17 protein-coding genes are annotated in these 22,225 nt (G+C 70.8%); 13 read left to right on the forward strand and 4 right to left on the reverse strand.

All coding sequences use genetic code 11. From position 1 onward, the window contains the following. Window positions 1-99 precede the first annotated feature (99 nt). The 6 genes from ABZX61_RS26880 to ABZX61_RS26905 all read left to right on the forward strand — a co-directional run bounded on the left by ABZX61_RS26880 (window position 100) and on the right by ABZX61_RS26905 (window position 5,917). Entirely contained in the window at window positions 100-999 is a 900-nt protein-coding gene (locus tag ABZX61_RS26880) for an ABC transporter ATP-binding protein (RefSeq protein ID WP_355198658.1), read from the forward strand. Beyond that, entirely contained in the window at window positions 996-1,718 is a 723-nt protein-coding gene (locus tag ABZX61_RS26885; protein ID WP_355198660.1) for an ABC transporter permease, read from the forward strand. Before ABZX61_RS26880 ends, ABZX61_RS26885 begins: the two co-directional genes overlap by 4 nt. Window positions 1,719-1,726: 8 nt before the next feature. Continuing rightward, window positions 1,727-2,917 carry a sensor histidine kinase gene (locus ABZX61_RS26890; protein WP_355198662.1) on the forward strand — a complete coding sequence of 397 codons (1,191 nt, stop codon included), beginning with the start codon at window positions 1,727-1,729 and terminating at the stop codon, window positions 2,915-2,917. After that, entirely contained in the window at window positions 2,914-3,507 is a 594-nt protein-coding gene (locus ABZX61_RS26895) for a response regulator transcription factor (protein WP_355198664.1), read from the forward strand. Before ABZX61_RS26890 ends, ABZX61_RS26895 begins: the two co-directional genes overlap by 4 nt. A 354-nt stretch (window positions 3,508-3,861) precedes the next feature. Continuing rightward, window positions 3,862-4,335 carry a hypothetical protein gene (locus ABZX61_RS26900; RefSeq protein WP_355198666.1) on the forward strand — a complete coding sequence of 158 codons (474 nt, stop codon included), beginning with the start codon at window positions 3,862-3,864 and terminating at the stop codon, window positions 4,333-4,335. Between the two features lie 106 nt (window positions 4,336-4,441). Beyond that, window positions 4,442-5,917 (forward strand): UDP-N-acetylmuramoyl-L-alanyl-D-glutamate--2,6-diaminopimelate ligase, encoded by a 1,476-nt coding sequence (locus ABZX61_RS26905; protein WP_355198668.1) that lies wholly within the window; start codon window positions 4,442-4,444, stop codon window positions 5,915-5,917. A gap of 100 nt (window positions 5,918-6,017) precedes the next feature. Here ABZX61_RS26905 and ABZX61_RS26910 read toward each other — a convergent pair whose 3' ends face one another. Both ABZX61_RS26910 and ABZX61_RS26915 read right to left on the reverse strand, forming a co-directional pair. Then, the gene (locus ABZX61_RS26910) at window positions 6,018-6,938 is read right to left on the reverse strand and encodes a LysR family transcriptional regulator (RefSeq protein ID WP_355198670.1); all 921 of its coding nucleotides are present in this window, start codon (window positions 6,936-6,938) and stop codon (window positions 6,018-6,020) included. A gap of 91 nt (window positions 6,939-7,029) precedes the next feature. Next, window positions 7,030-7,713 carry an SDR family NAD(P)-dependent oxidoreductase gene (locus tag ABZX61_RS26915; RefSeq protein ID WP_355198672.1) on the reverse strand — a complete coding sequence of 228 codons (684 nt, stop codon included), beginning with the start codon at window positions 7,711-7,713 and terminating at the stop codon, window positions 7,030-7,032. A gap of 227 nt (window positions 7,714-7,940) precedes the next feature. Between ABZX61_RS26915 and ABZX61_RS26920 the strand changes: the two genes are divergently transcribed. Both ABZX61_RS26920 and ABZX61_RS26925 read left to right on the forward strand, forming a co-directional pair. Then, window positions 7,941-8,954, forward strand: coding sequence for an alcohol dehydrogenase catalytic domain-containing protein (locus tag ABZX61_RS26920; protein WP_355198674.1), 1,014 nt, complete (start codon window positions 7,941-7,943; stop codon window positions 8,952-8,954). Between the two features lie 234 nt (window positions 8,955-9,188). Then, window positions 9,189-12,341 carry a CARDB domain-containing protein gene (locus tag ABZX61_RS26925; RefSeq protein ID WP_355198676.1) on the forward strand — a complete coding sequence of 1,051 codons (3,153 nt, stop codon included), beginning with the start codon at window positions 9,189-9,191 and terminating at the stop codon, window positions 12,339-12,341. A 39-nt stretch (window positions 12,342-12,380) separates the two neighbouring features. Here the strand turns inward: ABZX61_RS26925 and ABZX61_RS26930 are convergent, their stop codons facing one another. Continuing rightward, complete coding sequence (locus tag ABZX61_RS26930; RefSeq protein ID WP_355198678.1) at window positions 12,381-13,664, reverse strand: MFS transporter; 1,284 nt, start codon at window positions 13,662-13,664, stop codon at window positions 12,381-12,383. Window positions 13,665-13,833: 169 nt separating this feature from the next. Here ABZX61_RS26930 and ABZX61_RS26935 point away from each other — a divergent pair, with 169 nt between their 5' ends. Continuing rightward, window positions 13,834-14,739, forward strand: coding sequence for a LysR family transcriptional regulator (locus ABZX61_RS26935; protein WP_355198680.1), 906 nt, complete (start codon window positions 13,834-13,836; stop codon window positions 14,737-14,739). Between the two features lie 99 nt (window positions 14,740-14,838). On the opposite strand, the gene ABZX61_RS26940 is transcribed toward ABZX61_RS26935, so the two are convergent. Continuing rightward, window positions 14,839-15,939 carry a LacI family DNA-binding transcriptional regulator gene (locus tag ABZX61_RS26940; protein WP_355198682.1) on the reverse strand — a complete coding sequence of 367 codons (1,101 nt, stop codon included), beginning with the start codon at window positions 15,937-15,939 and terminating at the stop codon, window positions 14,839-14,841. Between the two features lie 198 nt (window positions 15,940-16,137). Between ABZX61_RS26940 and ABZX61_RS26945 the strand changes: the two genes are divergently transcribed. The 4 genes from ABZX61_RS26945 to ABZX61_RS26960 are packed head-to-tail and all read left to right on the forward strand — an operon-like array spanning window position 16,138 to window position 22,224. Next, a complete protein-coding gene (locus ABZX61_RS26945; protein ID WP_355198684.1) occupies window positions 16,138-19,188 on the forward strand; it encodes a glycoside hydrolase family 38 C-terminal domain-containing protein in 3,051 nt (1,016 codons plus the stop codon). Next, a complete protein-coding gene (locus ABZX61_RS26950) occupies window positions 19,185-20,465 on the forward strand; it encodes an extracellular solute-binding protein (RefSeq protein ID WP_355198686.1) in 1,281 nt (426 codons plus the stop codon). The genes ABZX61_RS26945 and ABZX61_RS26950 overlap by 4 nt, the downstream gene beginning before the upstream one ends. After that, window positions 20,462-21,379 carry a sugar ABC transporter permease gene (locus tag ABZX61_RS26955; RefSeq protein ID WP_355198688.1) on the forward strand — a complete coding sequence of 306 codons (918 nt, stop codon included), beginning with the start codon at window positions 20,462-20,464 and terminating at the stop codon, window positions 21,377-21,379. Before ABZX61_RS26950 ends, ABZX61_RS26955 begins: the two co-directional genes overlap by 4 nt. Then, on the forward strand, window positions 21,379-22,224 hold the full coding sequence (locus tag ABZX61_RS26960; RefSeq protein WP_355198690.1) for a carbohydrate ABC transporter permease: 846 nt from the start codon (window positions 21,379-21,381) through the stop codon (window positions 22,222-22,224). The genes ABZX61_RS26955 and ABZX61_RS26960 overlap by 1 nt, the downstream gene beginning before the upstream one ends. The last annotated feature ends 1 nt before the right edge of the window (window position 22,225 follow it).

Genomic DNA, 22,225 nt, shown 5'->3' on the forward strand with positions numbered 1-22,225 from the left:
GCCTTCAGGAGGGAAGACAGGACACCTGACATACGTCACATGGGGTTGGCTGACGCACGGCACTACAGCCGCTTACCCTCCCCCGCTCATGCTGAACGCATGGGAATCGCGCTGGAACTCAAGGCTGTGAGCAGGCGTTACGGCACCACCGTCGCGCTCGACGGTGTGGATCTGGACGTGGAGCAAGGGCAGACGGTCGCCGTGCTGGGGCCCAACGGGGCGGGCAAAACGACCATGCTGTCCATCGCGCTGGGTCTCCTCTCCCCTGACGAGGGGTCGGCCAGAGTGTTCGGCCGCCCGCCCACCGAGGCGCTCCAGCGAGGCGACGTCGGGGCGTTGCTGCAGGATGCCGGGCTGCTGGACGACGTGCGGGTGGCGGAGCTGGTGGCCGCGGTGGCCGGGATGTACCCGCACCCGATGCCGGTCGAGCGGGTGATGCACGCTGCGGGCGTACAGGAGCTCGCCGGGCGGCGGGTCGGACGGCTGTCCGGTGGACAGCGGCAACGGGTACGGTTCGCTCTGGCGCTGGCCGGGGATCCGAAGTTGCTCGTCCTCGACGAACCCACCGTGGGCCTGGACGTGGAGAGCCGCCGCGCTCTCTGGCAGGAGGTACGCGCCCGGACAGCGGAGGGCCGCACAGTGGCGTTCGCCACCCATTACCTCACCGAGGCCGACGACTACGCCGACCGGATCGTGCTGCTGGCGGACGGCAAGATCGTGGCGGACGGGCCGGTCGAAGCCATCAAATCCCTGGTCGGCGGTACGGAGATCCGCTTCAGTACCGACAGCGCCGAGGTGAGCCGGTTCGAAGGACTGCCCGGCGTTCACCAGGTGCGCGTCGAGGGACGCACGGTCGCTCTGCGTACAGGCGACTCCGACGCCACCTTGCGCGCCCTGCTCGCGACGTCCGCCGAGTTCGACGACGTCAGGGACGTACGCACGGCGAGCACTGATCTGGAGAGCGCCTTCGTGAGCCTGACGGGAGGGCAGGAGCGATGAGGTCGTACCTGAGCCTGGAGCTGCGGCGCGGTTTCCGGAACCCCGCCGGGCTGGTGCTGCTGACCGGCTTCCCGGTGGCTCTCTACCTGCTGTGGACCAAGGTGCTGAACGTGGTGCCGCAGGAGCAGCAGGGTGACTTCGCCGCCGCCACCATGGTGTCGATGGCCACGTACGGTTCGATGGGCGGCGCGCTGTTCATCGGCGGGGCCATCGCGCTGGAGCGAGGCAAGGGCTGGGCGCGGCAGCTCGCGGTCACGCCGCTGCCGGCGCACGGCTATGTGGTGGCCAAGCTGGTCAGCGGGGCGACCGGAGTGCTGCCGAGCATCGTCGTCGTGCTGGCCGCGGGCGCGCTGTTCGCCGGGGTACGGCTGCCGTTGTGGACCTGGCCGGCCCTGGTGGTGTTGATCTGGCTGGGTGTCATGCCCTTCGCCGCCCTGGGCATCGCCTTCGGCTACACGCTCAAGGGACAGGCCGCGAACCTGGCCATGATGGCGGTCTACTTCGGCCTGTCCATCCTGGGCGGGCTGTGGCTGCCCATACAGCTGATGCCTGAGGGCATGCGGGTGCTGGCCGAATACAGCCCGGCCTATCAGGCGGGTTCGCTCGGCTGGCGGGCGCTGGAGGGCGAGTGGCCCACCGGGACAGCGGTCGGCGTGCTGGCCGCCTGGACCTTGCTGTTCGCCGCGCTGGCCGTCTGGCGTTACCGTCGGGCTCTGTGATGGTGGGCATGGCGCAGAGGGAATTCGGCCGGGGCCGCCGGGCGGTCCGGGCCGGGGCCCTGGCGTGGCTGCTGGTGCTGGGCTGGCCGCTCTGGTCGCTGCTGGAGTCGGAGCCGAGGGCCGGGCGGGTGGTGTGGGCGTTCGGGGCGGTGGCGGTGTTCGCGGCCTGCTGGGTGACCGTCATGTGGCGGATGTTCAGCGGTAGGAGGTCGCTGCTGCCTGCCGTGGCCGGGCTGATCGTCGCGACGCTGGCCCTGCTTCCGGTGCTCGGGCCGCCCTGGGCGTACGTCTCGTTCGTGTTCGTCGTCAGCGCGCTGGCCACCTCGCTGGAGGGAGTCGCGTTCGCCGTCGCGACGGCGGTGACCGCGGGCGTGGAGGTGGTCGCGCTGAGGACGCAGGGGATCTCGTTCGGAGGGATCTGGTGGGTGCCGGTCGCCGTCGCGGCGCAGGCGGCCGCGGTGGACAGCATCAAGCGAATGGGGGTGCTGCTCGCACGACTGGATGCGGCCCACGCCCAGGTGGCGCAACTGGCGGTGGAGAACGAGCGGCTGCGCTTCGCCAGGGATCTGCACGACATCCTGGGTCACACGCTGACCTCGATCATCATCAGGAGCCAGCTCGCCGCCCGGCTGACCCGTACCGATCCTGATCGAGCGGCACGCGAGATGACCGACATGGAACAGGTCGCCCGCCAGGCACTGGACGAGGTGCGGCTCGCGGTCGCCGGCTATCGCGCGCCGGCGCTGTCGGAGGAACTGGACAAGGCGGCGCGCGAGCTGCGGCTGGCCGGGATCGAGCTCAAGGTCTCCCCCGCCGACGGGCCCATTCCCGCCGCTACCGAAACCCTGCTCGCGTGGGCCGTACGGGAGGCCGCGACCAACGTGCTGCGCCACAGCCGGGCCCGGCATTGCTGGATCGGCCTGCGGGTGGACGCGGGAACGGCCAGCGTCGAGGTCTACGACGACGGACCACCGGTCGGCGGCGTCCGCGCAGGCATCGCAACCGGCGAGCAGGCGATCGACACAGTGGTCACCGACCCGGGCGCGGACCGGGCGGAGCCCTGCGGGCGGCGCGCGGGCAGCGGGCTCACCGGGCTGGCCGAGAGGGTCGCGGAGGCCGGCGGACTGTTGGAGGTCGGCAGGCCGGCGAGCGGCGGCTACCGTCTCTACGCCCGAGTCCCGCTGGCTGACGCCTCATGATCCGGGTACTGATCGCGGATGACCAGGATCTGGTCCGGGGAGGCCTGGCCGCGCTGCTCGCGCTGGAGGAGGATATCGAGGTGGTCGCCGAGGTCGGGCGCGGCGACGAGGTCGTCGCCGCGGCGGACGAGCACGACCCTGACGTCATCCTGCTCGACATCGAGATGCCGGGCATGTCGGGTCTGGAGGTCGCCGCACGCCTGCGGGACCGAAAGGTGATCATCGTGACCACCTTCGGCAGGCCCGGCTACCTGAACAGGGCGCTGGACGCCGGCGTGGCCGGATTCGTGGTAAAGGACGCTCCGGTCACGGAGCTGACGGCGTCCGTGCGGCGGGTGCTGGCAGGTGAACGCGTGATCGACCCCAAACTGGCCGTCACGGCCCTGACCGTCGGCCCGAGCCCGCTGACCCAGCGGGAGGCCGAAGTCCTGCGCGCCGCCTCCGACGGCTCCACCGTGGCCGACATCGCCCGCCGGCTGTTCCTCACCGACGGCACCGTGCGCAACTACCTGTCCTCGGCCATCGGCAAGACCGGAGCCCGTAACCGTGCCGAGGCCGTCCACGTGGCCGAGTCTCGCGGGTGGCTGTGACCGGCGAGTTCGCCGGTGTCCAGTTGGCACATGTCGCTACCGGTATGCGCCTGCCACGGCGTCTGACCCACAGGGAAGACCAACCCAGCCGGTGGCTGCCTTCCGCATGAAGAGAGGAGCCGCCCGGTTGCCCCGGTGTTCAACCGCCTGACGGGCCGCAAGTGAACCGATGGTCCGCGAGCCACGTCTCAAGCGTTGTGAAGCCCGTCCATTGGGTCGGCATTGCTGTTGCCGCTGCCGTGATGTGCGCGGTGATCGCCTCGATCCCAAGCGTGGTGGGCAGGGCGCGCGTGGGCGGTGAACGGCTGGCCGGGTCACGGACTGGTGGGCAGCGCCGAGGAGGTCAACTCCTGCGTGACGACCACCAACGGCACGGCCGCCAGCCGTTCATACGTCGGGCGGAGCATCACCGGCGCCTATCGTGCGGGAGTCTGGCGCCTCGATCAGCCGAACGATCCCTGCCAGACGTCGGTCGGGCGGCGAGGACAAGACGAACAGATGGTGCCCGATGGGCCTATCAAGGTCGTTATATGCAGGGTTGATCGGAACGAGCGACTGCCTGCCCGGGTGGAGCACGGCAGGGAGCAGGCCCGCGACCTGGCCGAGAAGCTCAACGCGGTGAACACCGAGCCGGGCGGGAACACCTGCCATGAGATCGACACCGGTGACAGGAGCCGGTTTCGCCTCATCTTCAGCTATGAGGACGGACCGCCGGCATGGGTGCAGATCATGTCGAATTGCCGACCGTCAATGAGCAACGGGCTGCTCCAGGGCGACGCCGGTGACGTCGTGCGCAATCGGGTAGTTCGGCTCGCCCCAACGCCCTGACTGTCGAAAACGCTACGACCTTGGCGGGACGTCCACGATGGGTTGGCGCGTCCCGTGGCTCCGATCCGGCAAGAGGTGGGGCCGACCGAACAGGAGAGGCGACAACATGAATCTGCGTGACCTACTGGCGGGATGCGACTACCGGATCCTTCACGGCGACCCGGACCGGACCGACGTCCACGCCGGCATCGCCTGCCGTTCGCAACGCCTCGCCACGGGCAGCCTCTACATCGCCATGCCCGGCAACCGTACGGACGGGCACCGCTTCATCGCCGACGCCGTGGCACGCGGAGCTGTCGCGCTCCTGGTCGAGCGCCCGCCGGCCGCGCCCATGCCGTCGCACGTGTGCGTGGTGCAGGTGGCGGACACCCGCGCGACTGCGCCGCTGGTGGCCGCACGCTACTTCGGCAACCCGTCGGCGGAGCTGCGGGTGGTGGCAGTCACCGGCACCAACGGCAAGACGTCGGTGTCCTACATGCTGGAGACCGCGTTGCGGACGGGCACCCGAGCGGCAGTCGGCGTGATCGGCACTGACGGATGCCGCGTCGGCGACGAACCGATCGGGATCGAAACGACCACGCCCACCACCCCAGAGGCGGCGGAGCTCCAACACATCCTGCGCGCAATGCGTGATCGAGGAGCGGACACGGTCGTCATGGAAGCGTCCTCGATGGCGCTGAAGCTGGGCCGGGTTGACCACACCGACATCGACGTCGGCATATTCACCAATCTGACCCCCGAGCACCTGGATGATCACGGCACCATGGAGGCGTACAAGCAGGCCAAGCTGGTGCTGTTCGGCGGCATGTGCCGACGAGCGGTGGCCAACGCCGACGACCCGGTCAGCGCCGACATCATCGCGCTGATGCCGGGCGCGGTCACAACGTACGGTCTGGACACCGCCGCCGAGTTCCGCGCGACCGACCTGCGCGTCGACGCGACCGGCACCTCATTCACCCTGCACCACGCCGGTCACCGGCAACCGGCTCGCGTGCCCGTCCCGGGCCGGTTCGCCGTCTCCAACACGCTGGCCACGCTCGCCGGCGGCCACCTGCTGGGCCACGACCTGGACACCCTCATCGACACGCTGCGGGAACTGCCCGCGATCCCGGGCCGGTTCCAGACCTACCAGACCCCGGCCGGGGTGTTGGTGGTGGTGGACTATGCCCACTCCTCCGACTCGCTGCAGCAGGCCCTCACCACGATCCGGGAATTCGCCGACCGCCGGGTGGTCACGGTCTTCGGCTGCGGCGGCGACCGTGACCCCGGCAAACGCGCCCCCATGGGCGAGATCGCCGGCACCCACTCCGATGTCGTGGTGGTCACCAGCGACAACCCCCGCACCGAGGACCCGGACGCGATCATGAACGGCCTGAAGACCACACCCGCCGTCGCAGAACGGATCACCGACCGGCGCCACGCCATCACGCGGGCGCTGGAGACGGCCGAGCCAGGCGACATCGTACTCATCGCCGGGAAAGGCGCTGAGCCGTACCAGATCATCGGCGAGCGCCAGGTGCCGTTCGACGACATGAGCACCGTCCGCGAGATCGCCGCCTCGCTCGCGCGGGAACGGGGCTGAGGGCCGCGCCTCGGCGACCGACGGCCCGTTAGATGGGAACGGGCGACTTGGTCCAGGCGGCATCGACGTGCGTCGTACAACGATTCGCGCCTGTGGTCCGCTATTCGGAGAGCGGCGTGCTCGGGTGATCCGGAGCGGCGTCATCCACGATGGCCCGAATGTCCAGGGCGTCCAGGAATGCGGCGGCGGCCGGTGAGGGGCGCAGGCGGCTCCAGATCAGGTGCTCCACCCGGGTGGGCGGATCGCGGAGCTCGACGACGTGCACGCCGGGGAGTTCGGGCGCGAAGGCGGCGGGCATCATGGCGACGCCCAGGCCAAGCCGGACCAGCCGGGCCATGAGGTCGGCGTTCGTTATCTCGAAGGCGACCTCGCGGCTGACGCCGGCGGTGGCGAACGCCTCGTCCGACTGGGCGCGCGCGGCCGTGCCGGCGGGGAAGTCGACGAACACCTCGTCCGACAGCCGGCGCAGATCCACATCGGCCGCGTCGGCCAGTGGGTGGCCGGGCGCCACCACCGCGACCAGCTCGCCCCGCGCCAGGACGAGCCCTCGGACGCCCTTCGGCCGCACGCTCGGCGGCAGCCCGAGGAAGGCGATGTCCAGGGCGCCCTGCCGGACCTGTTCGGCCAGCTCGTCGCTCGCCCCCACGCGCAGCGTGATCCGTACCTGCGGATGGCGCACGTGAAAGGTCTTCAGCGCGCTGGGCAGGTCGACCGCCGTGACGGTGGGGATGGCGCCGATGGCGAGCCGGCCGCGGAGCTCCCCGGAGGCCGCCGCCACCTCGGCGCGAGCCCGTTCGGCGGCGTCGAGGGCCTGCCGGGCGGCGGGCAGGAACGCCTCGCCGGCGGGGGTCAGCGTGACCCGGCGGCTGGTGCGGTCGAAGAGCCGGGCGCCCAGCTCCCGTTCCAGCCGGGCGATCTGGTGGCTCAGCGCGGACTGGACGACCCGGCAGCGCTCGGCGGCCCGGGTGAAGTTCGCCGTCTCCGCCACCGCGACCACATAGCGCATCTGTTGCAGCTCCACGGATCAATCGTGGATCACGATCGCCTGGCGTGACAAATATGCGTCGGACTCATTGATCGTCCAGGTCTCCCGCAGGAGACCGGCCTGGGCGTCAGTAGGTGGCGCGGCCGCCGCTGATGTCGTAGACGGCGCCGGTGGAGAAGCTGACCTTGTCGGAGGCCAGCCAGGCGATCAGTTCGGCGACCTCCTCGGGCCGGCCGACGCGGCCCATCGGGATGAGGCTGGTGATGTGGGCCAGGGCCTCGGGGCCGGTAGTGGCGTTCATCGGGGTGGCGATGACGGCCGGCGCGATGACGTTGGCCAGCACGCCGCTGGTGGCCAGCTCCTTGCCGAGCGACTTGGTCAGCGCGATGACGGCGGCCTTGGAGGCGGAGTACGGCGCCATGTTCGGGTTGCCGTCCTTGCCGGACATGCTGGCGATGTTGATGATGCGTCCCCACCCGCGCTCGCGCATGCCCGGGACGAAGGCGCGGCAGGCGTGGAAGGTGCCGTGCACGTTCACCTCGAAGGTGCGCCGCCAGCCGTCCAGCGGGATCTCCCACAGGGGCGCGTTGGGGCCGACGATCCCGGCGGAGTTGACCAGGATGTCGACCGGCCCGACCTCGTCGGCGGCGGCCTGCACGGCGGCGGCGTCGGTGACGTCGAGGACGAGGTCGGCGCCGTCGGCGATGTCGGCGGTGATGATCGAGACGCCTTCCTTCTCCAGCCGGAGGGCGGCGGCCTTGCCCAGGCCGCTGACGCCTCCGGTGATGAGGGCGGTGCGGGAGGAGGTCATGAGGTCCTTTCATTCCAATAGTTGGAACGAAGATTTATTTTATGGAAGTTGCTTGCGAGATTAGCCGATACTCACTTCCCGCAGGAAGCTCCCATTGAGCAGAACTTCCACTTTTCGGAACAGTGGTCTAGCGTTCGGAACATGTTGGTATCTGTGCCCCGCCCCGGGAACCCCGTCCACCACGCCGACGTCAGCGACCGGCGCCCGCAGATCGTGGAGGCCCGGTAGTGCGCGCGCTGGTGCTGACCGGCCCGGGCAAGGCCGAGGTCCAGGAGGTCGAGCCGCCGGTCGCCGCGCCCGGGCAGGTGGTCGTGGACGTCGAGCGGGCCGGGGTGTGCGGCACCGACATGGAGCTGTTCACCGGCGAGATGAGCTACCTGCACACCGGGCGGTCGTGGTACCCGCTACGCCCCGGCCACGAGTGGTGCGGTCGCGTGACCGACGTGGGCGAAGGCGTGGACGCCGGCTGGCTGGGCCGCCGCGTCACCGGTGACACCATGCTCGGCTGCGGGCACTGCGAGCGCTGCCGCGCCGGCCGCCACCACGTCTGCGCCGAACTGTCGGAGATCGGCATCAGCCTCGGCCGCTCCGGGGCGCTGGCCGAGCGGCTCGCCGTACCGGCGACGGCGCTGCACGCGCTGCCGGACAGCATGGACCTCACGCTGGGCGCGCTGGTCGAGCCCGGCGGCAACGCGTTGCGCGCCGTCCACGGCGCCGGCCTGCGGCCCGGCGAGCGGCTGCTGATCCTGGGCACGGGCACGATCGGCCTGCTGGCGGCGCTGTTCGCGCGTTCCCAGGGGATCGAGGTCCACCTGCTGGGCCGCGACCTCGACGGGCTGCGCCTGGCACAGTCCCTGGGCTTCACGGGCACCTGGACCCGGCCGTCGCTGCCGGAGCTGCGATGGGACGCCGTCATCGACGCCTCCAACGCGCCCGAGTTGCCCGCACTCGCGGTCGACCTCGTCGAACCGGCCGGGCGCGTGGTCTACATCGGCCTGGCCGGCACCCCGAGCACCCTCGACACCCGCGCGCTGCTCCTCAAGGACGTCACCGCCGTCGGCATCCTGGGCGGCTCGGCCGGGCTGGCGGGGACCATCGCCGCCTACGCCGACGGCTCGGTCGACGCCCGCCCGCTCGTGGCCGCCACGGTCGGCCTGGCCGAGACCGCCGACATCCTGACCGGCCACCGCCCGGCCGACGCCGGACCGGGCCCGAAGATCCACATCGATCCGCGACGATGAGCCCGGCGATGCCGCACCTGTCGGTCGCTGATCTCAGGACAGCCCGGCGGCTCCACGATCTCAACGCCGATGGGGCGGCCGTGCCGAGCGCCCGCACCGCCGTCGGGCACGGCTCCGGTACGCATCGAGATCCCAAAGATGTAGGGCGCGACATGAGTAGGGGTTACTCATGCGCGACCGGGACCAGAAGCCGGACGATCCTCCGCAAGGCGAACTCTCCTGGAGGAAACGACCGTGAGCTTCAAACATGGAGCGAGAACGTGGCGCCGGCGGCTCGCGTTCGGGGCGATCGGCGCACTGCTCGCCGCATCGATCCCGGCCCTGACCACGCCCGCCGCGGCGGCGCCGGCCCCGAACGTCTCGCTGACCTTCTCCATCGACTATCTCTTCCAGATCGAGAACCCGGACGGCGGAGGCCTGAAAGACGGGGACTACTACCCGAAAGTTCAGATCGCCGACGGGCCCATCGAGGTGGGCCCGCGGATCGAGGACGACGAGTTCTCGCCCAAGGGCCTGCCCGAGGCGCCCGACGGCTGGGTCTTCACCAAGTCAGACCTGCCCGGCGACAAGCCGACCGTGGACATCACCGTCAGCTTGTGGGACTGGGACAGCGCTCTCAACACCAATGACGACAGGATGGACATCAGCCCTCAGCCCCAGGACATCGAGCTGAACCTCGTCTACGACTTCCGCTCCCGGTCCCTGTCGGGGGACGGCATCGTCTTCGGCACGCCGTGCATCGATTCCACCGGCGACTTCAAGGGCCAGAGCTGCGTCGAGGGCAACGGCGACCACGGCTTCCCCAAGGACAACGACGGCAGGAGGACCAGGCTCGGCATCACGGTCAGCACCGCTCTTCCCGACACCGACCAGGACGGCATCCCGGACATCGTCGAACTCTCGGGGATACGCGACCGCAGCGGCGCTGTCCTCGCCGACCTGCCGGCGCTGGGCGCCGACCCGTGCCGTAAGACGATCATCCTGCAGGTCGACTACATGGCCGACGGCAGGCACTCCCACCAGCCCAAGGGCGACGCGATCACTCTGGTCAGGAACGCCTTCAAGAACGCTCCGGTCCGAGCGGCGAATCCGTGCCCGTACGGAGCACGCCCCGACGGCGTCGACTTCGTCTACATCCCGGGCGCGCGACTCAACGAACAACCGGCCATCGGACTGGTCAACAACACCGACTTCGTCACCGCCCGCAACAACAATCTCCCCCGAGAGCTGTTCCCGTACGCGCACTATGCGATCTTCGGGCACGACCTCATCGTCACCCGCGCGAACGGGAGCAGGACGTTTCCGGGGACCTCGGGCGAGTGCTGCGAGCCCCAGAGGGACAACAACAAGGACTTCCTCGTCACCCTCGGCTCGTGGCGGACCATATGTGTGGCGGACTTCGGCGTCGACTACGGCGGCGACGGCGTCCTGCAGACGAAGCCGGCGGACGACGACAACGTGGTCGGCACAGCGATCCACGTGGGCCCCGACGGCACCTGCGACACCACCAGCGCGCATCCCACCGACGTGCAGGTGCTCGACACCGGAACGGGCAAGGCCGACGCCGAGGTCGGCACCGTTCAGGACCAGGCCGGCACCCTCATGCACGAGCTCGGGCACGCGCTCGGCCTGGCCCACGGCGGCGACACCAACCTGGACAACTACAAGCCCAACTACCTCAGCGTCATGAACTACTCCTTCCAATCGGGCATCCCCAACAGCCCGCCGCCCCTGCTCATCGACGACATGGGGAACTGGAAGATCGGGGCGACCCGCATCGGGTACTCGAGCGGAAAGCTTCCCCCACTGGTCGAGACCTCGCTCATGGAGAGGAACGGGATAGGCGACGGCACCGACTACACGTTCTGGTGGACCGACAACCTCGCCCACCCGGGCAGCACCATCAGGCCGTTGCGCGCGGGGATCGGCAACGGGCCGCTCAACTGGAACGACACCACCACCCCCGGGACCGGCGTCCCGATCATCGAGCCGACCTCGGTAGGCGTGGACATCAACGGCAGCGGCGCCCAGAGCAACACCCCCTTGACCGATCACGACGACTGGGCGGCCATCAGGTTCCGGGTCGGCGACTCTCCCGACAGCAAGGGGAAAGCCTGCAGCAGTTACCCGGTGAACGCGCCATGCACCGGCAGCGGTCCGGAGAGCGAGCTCGACTTCGCCACCGTGCTCCGGCAGGAGGTCTCCTTCTTCAACCAGTACGACCCCGACATCGCCACGACCAAGAGCGTCGACAAGCGCGACGCCGAACCCGGTGACACCCTCACGTACCAGGTGAAACTCGACAACGTCGGCACCGGCGCGGCGACGGCGATCGGGCTGACCGACACCCCGCCCGGCGGCGCGGCCCAGACGCGCCAGGTGCGCTACCTCGGCCCGGGAGTGTCCACGACCGAGACGTTCACCTACGCGATCCCCTGCGACACCGCCAACGGGACCGTCCTGACCAACACGGCCACGGCGACCGCCAAGGACACCGGCGGCGGAGCCGAGGCGAACACGGCGAACAACACCGCCAAGGCCGAGACCGCCGTGCACGCCCCGAAGCTCACCCTGGCCAAGACCGCGCCGCGGACGGTCAACGCGGGCGAGGCCATGACGATCGACCTGAAGGTCGTCAACGCGGGCAGCGGCACCGCCACCGATGTGACCCTCACCGACACCCTCCCGGCCGAGGTCGCCTACAGCCGGGCCCTCGACCAGGGCACCGGGCCCAAGCCCTCGTCCGTGACCGCCAACCCGGACGGCACGACCACGCTCACCTGGTCGCTCGGCTCGATCGACGGCGGTGCGACCTCCGGTGTGCGGTTCACGGCCCGGCCCAGCCTGCTGTTCGCCGCCGGGGACGAGCTGCCCGACACCGCCTCGGTCTCGTACCGGAACGGCAACGGGTGCGTCTACGAGCCGGTGACCGCGACGGCCTCGACCACCGTCACCGAGGTGCCGCCCACCCGTGACCCGTGGCCGCAGCTGTCCTGGCAGCTGCACCCCGACCGGCAGAGCGCCGAGCTGCTGGCCCGGATCCAGGCGACCGACTCCCGCTTCGACGGGGCTGACGGCTCGGCCCCGGACGGCGCGCTCTCCCGGGCCGAGGTGAACGCGGTCTTCGGCCTCTCGATCAGGCAGCCGGACCTCCTCCGGGCCCAGCTGCTGACGACCTACCTCAACCTCGCCGACCGGCGGATCAACGCGGCGACGAAGATCTCCTCACTGGTCGCCGCCGCGCTGGAGCTGAAGTCGGTGGCCCAGGCCGCCCGCCACGCGCGGGCCACGCTCCTGCTGCCGGACGACCTCGCGCATCTGCTCACGTACACCAAGGCGACGACCGTACTGACCGAGATCAACCTCAACCTGAGCGAACGCTACTGAGCCGGACGGCCCGCCGCGGCGACCCCGCGGCGGGCCGGGTCAGTCCTGGCCGCGCCACCAGGTGACGAGCAGGCCGCCGGCCAGGACCACGGCCGCCACGACGCGGTAGCCGGCGCTCATCCCGTACGTGGCCATCACCGTGCCCATGACGGCGACCCCGACCGCGCTGCCGAGCTCGCGGGTGGCGCTGTTGAGCCCGGAGCCGAGCCCGGCCCGCTCGCGCGGCAGCGTTGCCATGATCTCGTGCGAGAACACCGGCAGGCACACCCCCATGGCCGCCCCCATGACGACCAGGCCGACCGCGTACACCGGGTACGGCATGGCCGCGTCCGCGAACGACAGCAGCGCCAGCCCCGCCACGATCCCCGCCAGCCCGGCCGGGACGGCGGGCCGCGCGGGCAGGCGGCCCGACAGCCGCGACAGGACGATCATGGGGATGACGAGCGGCACGATGGCCACGCCGGTGACCAGCGGCGAGAAGCCCTTGACCTCCTGCAGGAAGCGGGCGTTGACGAAGAACATCGCGAACAGCCCGAAGAACGTCACCGCCACGCCCAGCGTCCCCGCCCGCAGCCGCGGCAGCGCGAACAGCCGGGGGTCGAGCAGCGGCCGCGGCGCGCGGAGCTGGTGCCCGACGAAGACGCAGAACAGCACGGCCGCCACGCCGAACGCCGACAGCACGAGCCCGCTCCCCCACCCGGCCTCGGGCCCCTCGATGACCCCCGCCAGCAGCGCCACGGACGCGGCCGTGAGCAGCACCGTCCCCGGCAGGTCCAGCGGGGTCGACGCCAGGCGGGGCGCGCGCGGCACCAGCACGGCGACCAGCACGGCCAGCACTCCGGCCAACAGCACCGGCACGCCGAACAGGGCCCGCCACGGCAGGTACTCCATGACCGCGCCGCCGCCCACGTTGCCGACCACCCCGGCGGCGCCGGTGGCGGCGGTCCACGCGGCCACGGCGTGCCCGCGTTCGGCGGCCGGGTAGACCCCGACCGTCAGGGCCAGGGAAGCGGGCATCACCAGGGCCGCGCCCGCGCCGCTGAGCGCCCTGGCGGCGATCAGCGTGCCGACGTCCGGTGCGAGCGCCGCCAGCAGGCAGCCCGCCGCGAACACGCCCAGGCCCGCCAGCAGCACCCCCTTGCGGCCGAACCGGTCGCCGGCCGCTCCGGCGGGGATGAGCAGGCAGGCGAAGACGATGACGTACGCGTCCACGATCCAGAGGATCTGGGACGGTGACGGGCGCAGCTCGCTCGCGGCGAGCGTGGGGATGGCGAGGTTGACGGCGGCGACCAGGGCGACCGCGAGGATCACGGAGGAGGCCATCAGGGCCATGATCCGCGTCCTGGCGGGATGACCGGTTTCTAACGTCGATGCGGGCATGCGAAACCCCCGGGTTGTGGAGATGGGTGATGATTCGAGCGGAGGCCTCCCGCGGAATTCACCGTAAACTCGATCCTGACTTGACCTCAAATGCATCTTTTTCAGGTGATATATGCGTCAGACGCAACCCAGCCTGGACCTGCTGATCGCGCTGGACGTCCTGCTGGAGGAGGGCAGCGTCTCGGCCGCCGCGCAGCGGCTGCACCTGTCGGAGCCGGCCATGAGCCGCACGCTCGGCCGCATCCGCAAGGCGATGGGCGATCCCGTGCTGGTGCGCTCGGGACGGCACATGGTGCCCACGCCGCGGGCGCTGGCCGTCCGCGACGAGGTGCGGGCGCTGGTCGAGGCGGCCAGGAAGGTGTTCACGCCGCCGGGCCGGCTGGACCCGGCCACGCTGGTACGGCGCTTCACGATCCTGGCCTCGGACGCGGTGATCACGGCCATGAGCGTGGCGCTGCTGACGGAGGCCGCCGCGTCGGCTCCCGGGGTGCGCTTCCACTTCATCCCCGAGGGGTACGGCGACGCGCGGGCGCTGCGTGACGGGAGCGCGGACCTGGAGGTGACCGTGATCTCGGACCCGGCGCCGGAGACGCGGGTCGAGCCGATCATGGTTGACCGGGCGGTGGGCGTCGTCCGTCCCGGGCACCCGCTGCTCGACGGGCCGGTCACGGCGGAGCGGCTGGCGGCGGCCGAGCACGTGATCGCCACCCGGCGGGGCCGCGACGAGGGCCCGGTGGACGAGATCCTGGCCGGCATGGGGCTGACGCGCCGGATCGCGGGCTCGGTGCCGACATTCGAGGCGTCGCTGCTGGTGGTGCGGCAGTCCGACCTGGTGGGGATGACGCCGGAACGGCTGACCCGGCCGCTGGTGGAGGCTCTGGGGCTGGCGACGTTCCCGATCCCGTTCGCGTTGCCGGAGATGACGCTGTCGCAGGCGTGGCATCCCCGCTACGACGTGGACCCCGCGCACGTGTGGCTGCGCGACCTCGTACGCGAGATCCTCGGCCGGCACCGCTGATAAGTGCTCAATCGATGAGCACTTTGACCGGGAGGATGGGACGCATGTGGATCGACGGCACGGCCCGGCTCGGGATCGGCGGATGGAGCCACGGCGGATTCATGGCCGCCTGGGCGGTGGGGCGGTGCTGCCGCGGACGACGAGCTCCGGCGTCGGGGCCTGGACCGCGCGGGGCTCCGGGCGCTCGGCCATCGTGTGGAGCAGCTCGGTCGCCGTCAGCGTGCCCAGCGCGTACGTGTCTCGGGTGAGGGCGGTGATCGGGGGATGCGGCAGATGGGTGAGGATGGAGTCGTCGAAGGACACGATGGACACCTCGCCGGGCACCGGCACGGCCATCTCGGTGGCCACCCCGAGCCCTGCGGCGGCCATGACGTCGCTGTCGTAGATGATCGCCGTGCACCGCGGGCTCGCCTCCAGGAGGCGGCGGGTGGCCGAGGCGCCCTGGGTGTCGGAGTAGTCGGTGGCCACGCTGGCGATGTCGATGCCGAGGCTCTCGCGGGCGTCGCCGATGGCCCGCAGGCGGCGGCGCGTGTGCTGGTAGGACGGTATGCCGCTGACGTGGCCGATGAACCGGTGGCCGAGCGCGGCGAGATACTCGAGGATGCGGGTCATCGCCGCGTGGTCGTCGACCCAGACGCTGGACAGCGGCAGCGGGGCCCCGTGGCCGCCCAGGATGACGGCGGGGACGCGCAGGTCGGCGACGAGCCGGGGCCGGACGTCGTCGACCGTGAGGTCCAGCAGCACGAGCCCGTCGACCCGGTTCTCGGCGGCCCAGCGGCGGTAGACGGCCACCTCCGCCTCGGTGTCCTCGACGATGAGGAGCTGGGTGGCGATCCCCTCGTTGGACAGGCGGGACTGCAGGCCGGACAGGAAATGGGCGAAGAACGGCTCGACGCCGAGCGTGCGGGCCGGACGGGCGATGACGATGCCGGCCACGTCGTTGTTGGCCCCCTTGAGGGCGCGGGCGGCGCGGTGCGGGCGCCAGTTGAGCTCCTCGGCGACCTCGAGGATGCGCTTGCGCGTGGCGTCGCTGATGCCGGGGCGGGCGTTGAACGCCAGCGACACCGCCGACACCGAGACCCCCGCCAGCCGCGCGATGTCGGTGCTCCTCAGCCGGGCCGGCGCAGTGCCCGCCAGGGACGCGGGAGGCTCGGACGAACCGTCTGAGTCCTGGAGCGGAACCTGGTCGTTCGGCGGCATCGATCCTCCATGGCGGACAACCGTCGTTATGCAAACTTGATGAGCCCCCGGGTGACCGCAGCACCTAAAACGTATTAGTCTGCGGTCGCTTGCTGATCATAACGTACTAAAACGTATTAGGCCGATTGTGATATCTCCGCTACGGAGAGGTACGGAATGCACAACCACCTCAGCCGCACGCTAGAGAGGCTCGCCCGCGTGCGGCGGGAACGGATTCAGCCCCGGCTCCACACCCGGCTGGGCGGTGTCGAGGTCGAGGCCTGGACGGTCCCGGACGACGGCGAGCCGGTGCGCGCCTGCCATGCCCTCGGGCTCGAACCCGACGCCGGCCGGGCCGCCCCCGCCTACCGCCCCTTCCCCCTGGGCGCCGCCTGGGGCGAGGCCTGGGCCACGACCTGGTTCCGGATCCGGGGCACGGTCGACCCGGGGCAGGACGGCCCGATCGACCTGGTGCTGGACCTGGGCTGGTTCGACCACTCCGTGGGCGGTCACTGCGAGGGCCTGGTCTTCACCCCGGACGGGACGATCGTCAAGGGCCTGCACCCCCGCCAGTCCGACATCCGGTTACGCGGTCACGGGGCCGATCTGGTCGATGCCGGCGGCTCGTTCGTGCTGTATGTCGAGGCGGCGGCCAATCCCCTGCTGCTCGGCCTGCCGCCCTTCGTCGTCACCGAGCACGGCGAGAAGGGCGCGCAGGAGCCGTTCGAGCAATTCAGGCTGCGCCGCGCGGAGATCGCCGCGTTCTCGCCCGAGATCCACGCGCTGTGCTGCGACCTGGACGTGGCCGGCGGCCTGGCCGCCGAGCTGAGCGCGGACGAGCCGCGTCACTGGCGGCTGCTGCGCGCGATCGAGGAGGCCCTGGACGTCTACGACGAGGCGGACGCCGAGGCGAGTGCCGGGCGGGCGCGGGCGATCCTCGCTCCCGTCCTGGCCACGCCCGCGCACGCCAGCGCCCACCGGATCACCGCCGTCGGGCACGCGCACATGGACACGGCGTGGCTGTGGCCGCTGCGCGAGACGGTCCGCAAGCTCGCCCGTACGGTCTCCAACGCGCTCGCCCTCCTCGACGCCGACCCCGGCCTGGTGTACACGATGTCGGCGGCCCAGCACTTCAGCTGGCTCGAAGAACACTATCCGGAGCTGTTCGAGCGGCTGCGGCACTATGTCGAGCAGGGCCGGTTCGTGCCCGTCGGCGGCATGTGGGTGGAGGCGGACGGCGTCATCCCCACCGGCGAGTCGATGGTGCGCCAGCTGACCTACGGCAAGCGCTACTTCCTCAGCCGCTTCGGCCGCGAGCCCCGCGAGATGTGGCTGCCCGACTCCTTCGGCTACTCGGGCGCCCTGCCGCAGCTGGCCCGCAGGGCCGGGTCCCGCTGGTTCCTGACGCAGAAGATCTCCTGGAACGACACCACGGTCTTCCCGCACCACTCCTTCTGGTGGGAGGGCATCGACGGCACCCGTGTCTTCACCCACTTCCCGCCTGCGGAGACGTACGCCGCCGAGGTGACCGCGCGCGAGCTCCATCACGCGGTCGCCACGTTCAAGGACAAGGCGATCGCCTCCCATTCGCTGCTCCCGTACGGCTACGGCGACGGAGGCGGCGGCCCCACCCGGGAGATGGCCGAGCGGCTGCGCCGCTTCGCCGACCTGGAGGGGGCGCCACGCGTGATCTCCAGGACCCCGGCGGAGTTCTTCGAGGAGGCCGAGTCCGAGCTGCGGGAGGCCGGGGCGCTGGAGCCGGTCTACCGGGGCGAGCTCTACCTGGAGCTGCACCGGGGCACCCTGACCTCGCAGGCGGCCATGAAGCGGCACAACCGGCGCTGCGAGTCGCTGCTGCGGGCCGCGGAATATCTCAGCGCGGCGGCGAGCGCGCTGCGCGGGGCGCCGTACCCGCGCGAGGACCTCGACGAGATCTGGCGCACCGTGCTGCTGCACCAGTTCCACGACATCCTCCCGGGTACGTCGATCAGCTGGGTGCACCGCGAGGCCCGCGACACCTACCTGGCGATCGAGGAGCGCCTGCACGATCTGATCAAGCGAGCAGGCGCGGCGCTGGGCGACGAGCGGGCCGAGGGCGGCCTGCCCCCGTTCATCACGCCGGTGCGGCCGGGTGCGGCCCCGGTCGTGGTCGGGGTCGAGGTCTCCGACGGCGAGGCCGGCGCCACCGTGCTGGACGACGGCCTGCTGCGGGTCGTGGTGGACGGCGGCGGCCACGTCGTCTCGCTCCTCGACCTGCGCAGTGGCCGGGAGGTCGTCCCGCCCGGCCGCCGCCTCAACGAGCTGCAGCTCTTCCGCGACGAGCCGGTGCGCTGGGACGCCTGGGACGTGGACCGCCACGTGCTGCGCCACCCCCGGGCGCTCGACGACGTCACCAGCCGCAGGGTGGTCCGCAGCGGGCCCGACGCCGGCGTGGAGGTGGTCCGGCGGACCGGCGCGTCCACGGTCACGCTGACCATGTGGCTGCGGGCCGGCACCGGGCGGTTCGAGACCGAGTGCACCGTGGACTGGCAGGAGCGCGAACGCCTGCTCAAGGTCGCCGTCCCGGTGCGGGTCCTGGCGCGGACCGCGCGCTTCGAGACCCAGTACGGCTACGTCGAACGCCCGCTGCTGACCAACACCGCGACCGAGGAGGCGATGTTCGAGGCCGCGATGCACCGCTACGTGCACGTGGACGACGGCGACTTCGGCCTCGCGATCGTCAACGACACGATGTACGGGGCCGACGCCCGCGCCGACGGCGACTCCACCGTTGTCCGGCTCTCCCTGCTGCGAGGCGCGCGCTTCCCCGACCCCCGCGCCGACCTCGGCACGCACACCTTCCGATGGGCGGTGCTGCCCGGCGCGGACGTGCCGGCCGCGGTCGAGGCCGCGTACGCGTTCAACGCGCCCGACCTCACCGGCCTGCCCGCACCGCTGGTCCGGTTGGAGCTCCTCACCGGCCACGCGCTCGTCGACTGGGTGAAGCAGGCCGACGACGGCTCCGGCGACCTGGTCGTACGCGTGTACGAGACGCGGGGCGGACGGGCGGGCGCCCGGCTGAGCTGCCACGAGGAGCTCGGCGCGGGAGCCGTCGTGTGGGAGACCGACCTGCTCGAACGGGAGCTCGGCGCGGACGAGGACCTGCCCGTGGCCCTGGGCCCGGCGGGCGCGCGCCGTCCCGTGGGCGAGGCGCGGCTGGACCTCGGCCCCTTCCAGGTGGCGACCCTGCGGATCGCCACTCATGCATCACTCAAGGAGGATGTCCAATGAGAACACGGACCTGCGTCGCGGCGCTGGCCCTGGGATCGCTGCTGCTGTCCGGGTGCGGTGACGGCGGAGCGACGCCGCAGGCCTCGGGCGGGGCGCTGACGGGATCGATCAAGTTCCAGACGTGGAACCTGAAGAACGAGAAGTTCACGCCGTACTTCACCGAGCTGATCGCGGCCTTCGAGAAGGAGCACCCGGGCACGAAGATCGCCTGGGTGGACCAGCCCGCCGAGGGCTACCAGGACAAGCTGTCGGCCGACGCCGCGGCGGGGGCGCTGCCCGACGTCGTGGACATGGGCCCCGAGGCCGCCTACACGCTGGCCCAGGCCGGGGTCCTGCTCGACCTGAACAAGGCCGACCCCCAGGCCAAGGGCCAGTACCTGGACAAGGCGTGGCAGGCGATGACGTTCAGCGGGCTCGGCGGCGGGACCTACGGCTACCCGTGGTACCTGAACACCGGGCCGGCGTTCTTCAACACCGCGCTGTTCAAGAAGTGCGGTCTCGACCCGGCCAAGCTGCCCGCCACCTACGACGAGCTGTTCGACCAGGCCGAGACCATGGCCAAGAACTGCTCGGACGTGTCGATGATCGCCCGGATGCCCGTCATCGAGATGTTCGGCGAGTACGGCGTGCCCCTCATGGACGCCGCGGGCAAGCAGTTCACCTACAACGACGCCAAGGGCGCGGAGTTCGTCGAGCGCTTCCGCAAGCTGTTCGCCAGCAAGGGCCTGACCCAGGAGGCGCTGAACAACCTGCAGACCAAGGAGGTCGAGGAGTTCAAGGCCGGCCGGCTGGCGTACCTGTCGGGCAGCTCGTACACCCTCAACGACCTGAAGGACACCGCGCCCGAGATCTACAAGACGCTCGGGATCGGGCCGCGGATCAGCAACGCCGCCCCCAACATGTACATCGAGTCGCTCGTCGTGAACGCCGCCGGCAAGAACCAGCCGCTGGCCACGGCCTTCGCCAAGTACGTCACCAACACCGCCAACCAGCTCGCCTTCGCCAAGAAGGCCTCGGTGTTCCCCTCGTCGGCCGGGTCGATGGACGACGAGTACTTCACCAAGGACGACGGCGACCCCGCCACGAAGGTGCGCCTGGAGAGCGCCGCCCAGGTGAAGAAGGCGGTCGTGTGGTGGCCTCCGGCGTTCTCCGGCTCGGCCGACGCCGACACGCTGCGCGAGCAGATCGCCCAGGCGCTGCTGGGCAAGAAGACGGTGCAGCAGGCGCTGGACGAGTCGGCCAAGTACTCCAACGAGCGGCTGGCCGCGCACGGATGACCGGCTCCGCCACGCACGACGAGGGCAGCGCGCCGGCGACCCATCGCTGGCGCCTGACCCCGTGGCTGTTCCTGCTGCCGGCGCTGGCCGTCATCGTGGTCCTGGTCCTCGTGCCGTTCCTGAATACGCTGCGCCTGGCGTTCACGGACTCCACCCTGCTCAGGACCGGGGAGTTCACCGGGTGGGACAACTTCCGGCGGATGTTCACCGACGAGCGCTTCGGCACCGCGCTGCTGAACTCCACGCTCTACACGGTGTGCGTGGTGCCGCTCATGGTGGCGCTGCCGCTCGTGCTCGCGTCGCTGCTGAGCGGCGCCGGCCGGCTGATGGGCTTCTTCCGCACCACGATGTACCTGCCGGTGATCATGTCGCCGGTCATCGTCGGGCTGATCTGGACGAACATGCTCGACAAGCGCGGCCTGGTGAACGAGCTGCTCGGCACGCTCAAAGCGGTCGCCGCGCCGGTGCCCTTCCTGACCGACCGGTGGCTGCTGCTGTTCAGCGCGATGTTCGTCACCGTGTGGATGGGCCTGGGCTACTACATGGTCATCTACCTGGCCGCGCTGGCGAACATCGATCAGAGCCTGTACGACGCGGCGGCGATGGACGGCGCGGGCCCGATACGCAGCTTCCTCAGCGTCACCGTCCCGGGCGTGCGCTCCACGATGGGGCTCATCGGCGTGCTGTCCTCGGTGGCGGCCTTCCGGGTGTTCGGCGAGATCTACGTGCTCACCGACGGCACCGGCGGGGTCGGCGGCGGCGATCTCACGATGACCATGCTCATCCAGCGCGAGGGCACCGGCCTGCAGGCACGCACCGGCTACGCGGGCGCGATCAGCCTGGTCATGTTCGTCATCCTCGGCGGGCTGCTGGTCGCGCAGCTCGTCCTGCAACGCAAGCAGAGGTCCTCCTGATGTCCGGTCCGTCCGCGCGACGCCGCATCGCGGCAGGCATGGTCGTGCGCTACCTGATCCTCCTGCTGATGGCCGTGCTGCTGGCGGGCCCGCTGCTGTGGCAGGTCTCGCTGTCGCTCAAGGGCGCCGGCGACGCGCTCTACACGCGGCCGCCCGAGCTGCTTCCCGGCCATCCCACGCTGGGGAACTTCGCGACGGTGCTCGACCGCGTCCCGGTGCCGCACTACCTGCTCAACTCCCTGCTCGTGGCCGCCATGGCCGTCACCGGCAACGTGGTGGGCGCCACCTGCGCCGGGTACGCGCTGGGCAAGCTGCGCTTCCGCGGCCGCGGGGTGGCGGCGGCCATCTGCGTCGCGGCCCTGCTCGTCCCGGCCGAAACCGTGCTGATCTCCCAGTTCCTGCTGGTCAGGGCGGCCGGGCTGGCCAACACCCTGCTGGGGGTCGTCCTGCCGACGATCGTGGCCGCCCTGAACGTCCTGCTCATGCGCAACGCGTTCCGCAACCTGCCGGCCGAGTTCGAGGAGGCGGCCATCGTCGACGGCGCCAACGCCTGGCAGCGGTTCATCCGCGTCTCCGTCCCCCAGGTCAAGGGCGTCATCACGGTCGTGGCGATCTTCGCCTTCGTCGGCTCGTGGAACGACTTCCTGTGGCCGCTCATCGTGCTGTCCGACGAGGACAACTACACCCTCACCGTCGGGCTGAACCGCCTGCGCGGCACCTTCTACGACGATCCGCGCCTCATCGCGGCCGGCACGATCATCGCCCTGGTTCCCATTGTCACGTTCTTCGCCATCTTGCAGCGCTACTTCTTCCGCGGGCTCGAAGCGGGAGGCTTGAAAGGTTGAA

The sequence above is a fragment of the Nonomuraea sp. NPDC003709 genome, from assembly GCF_040610775.1.
Classification (GTDB): Bacteria; Actinomycetota; Actinomycetes; order Streptosporangiales; family Streptosporangiaceae; genus Nonomuraea; species Nonomuraea angiospora_A.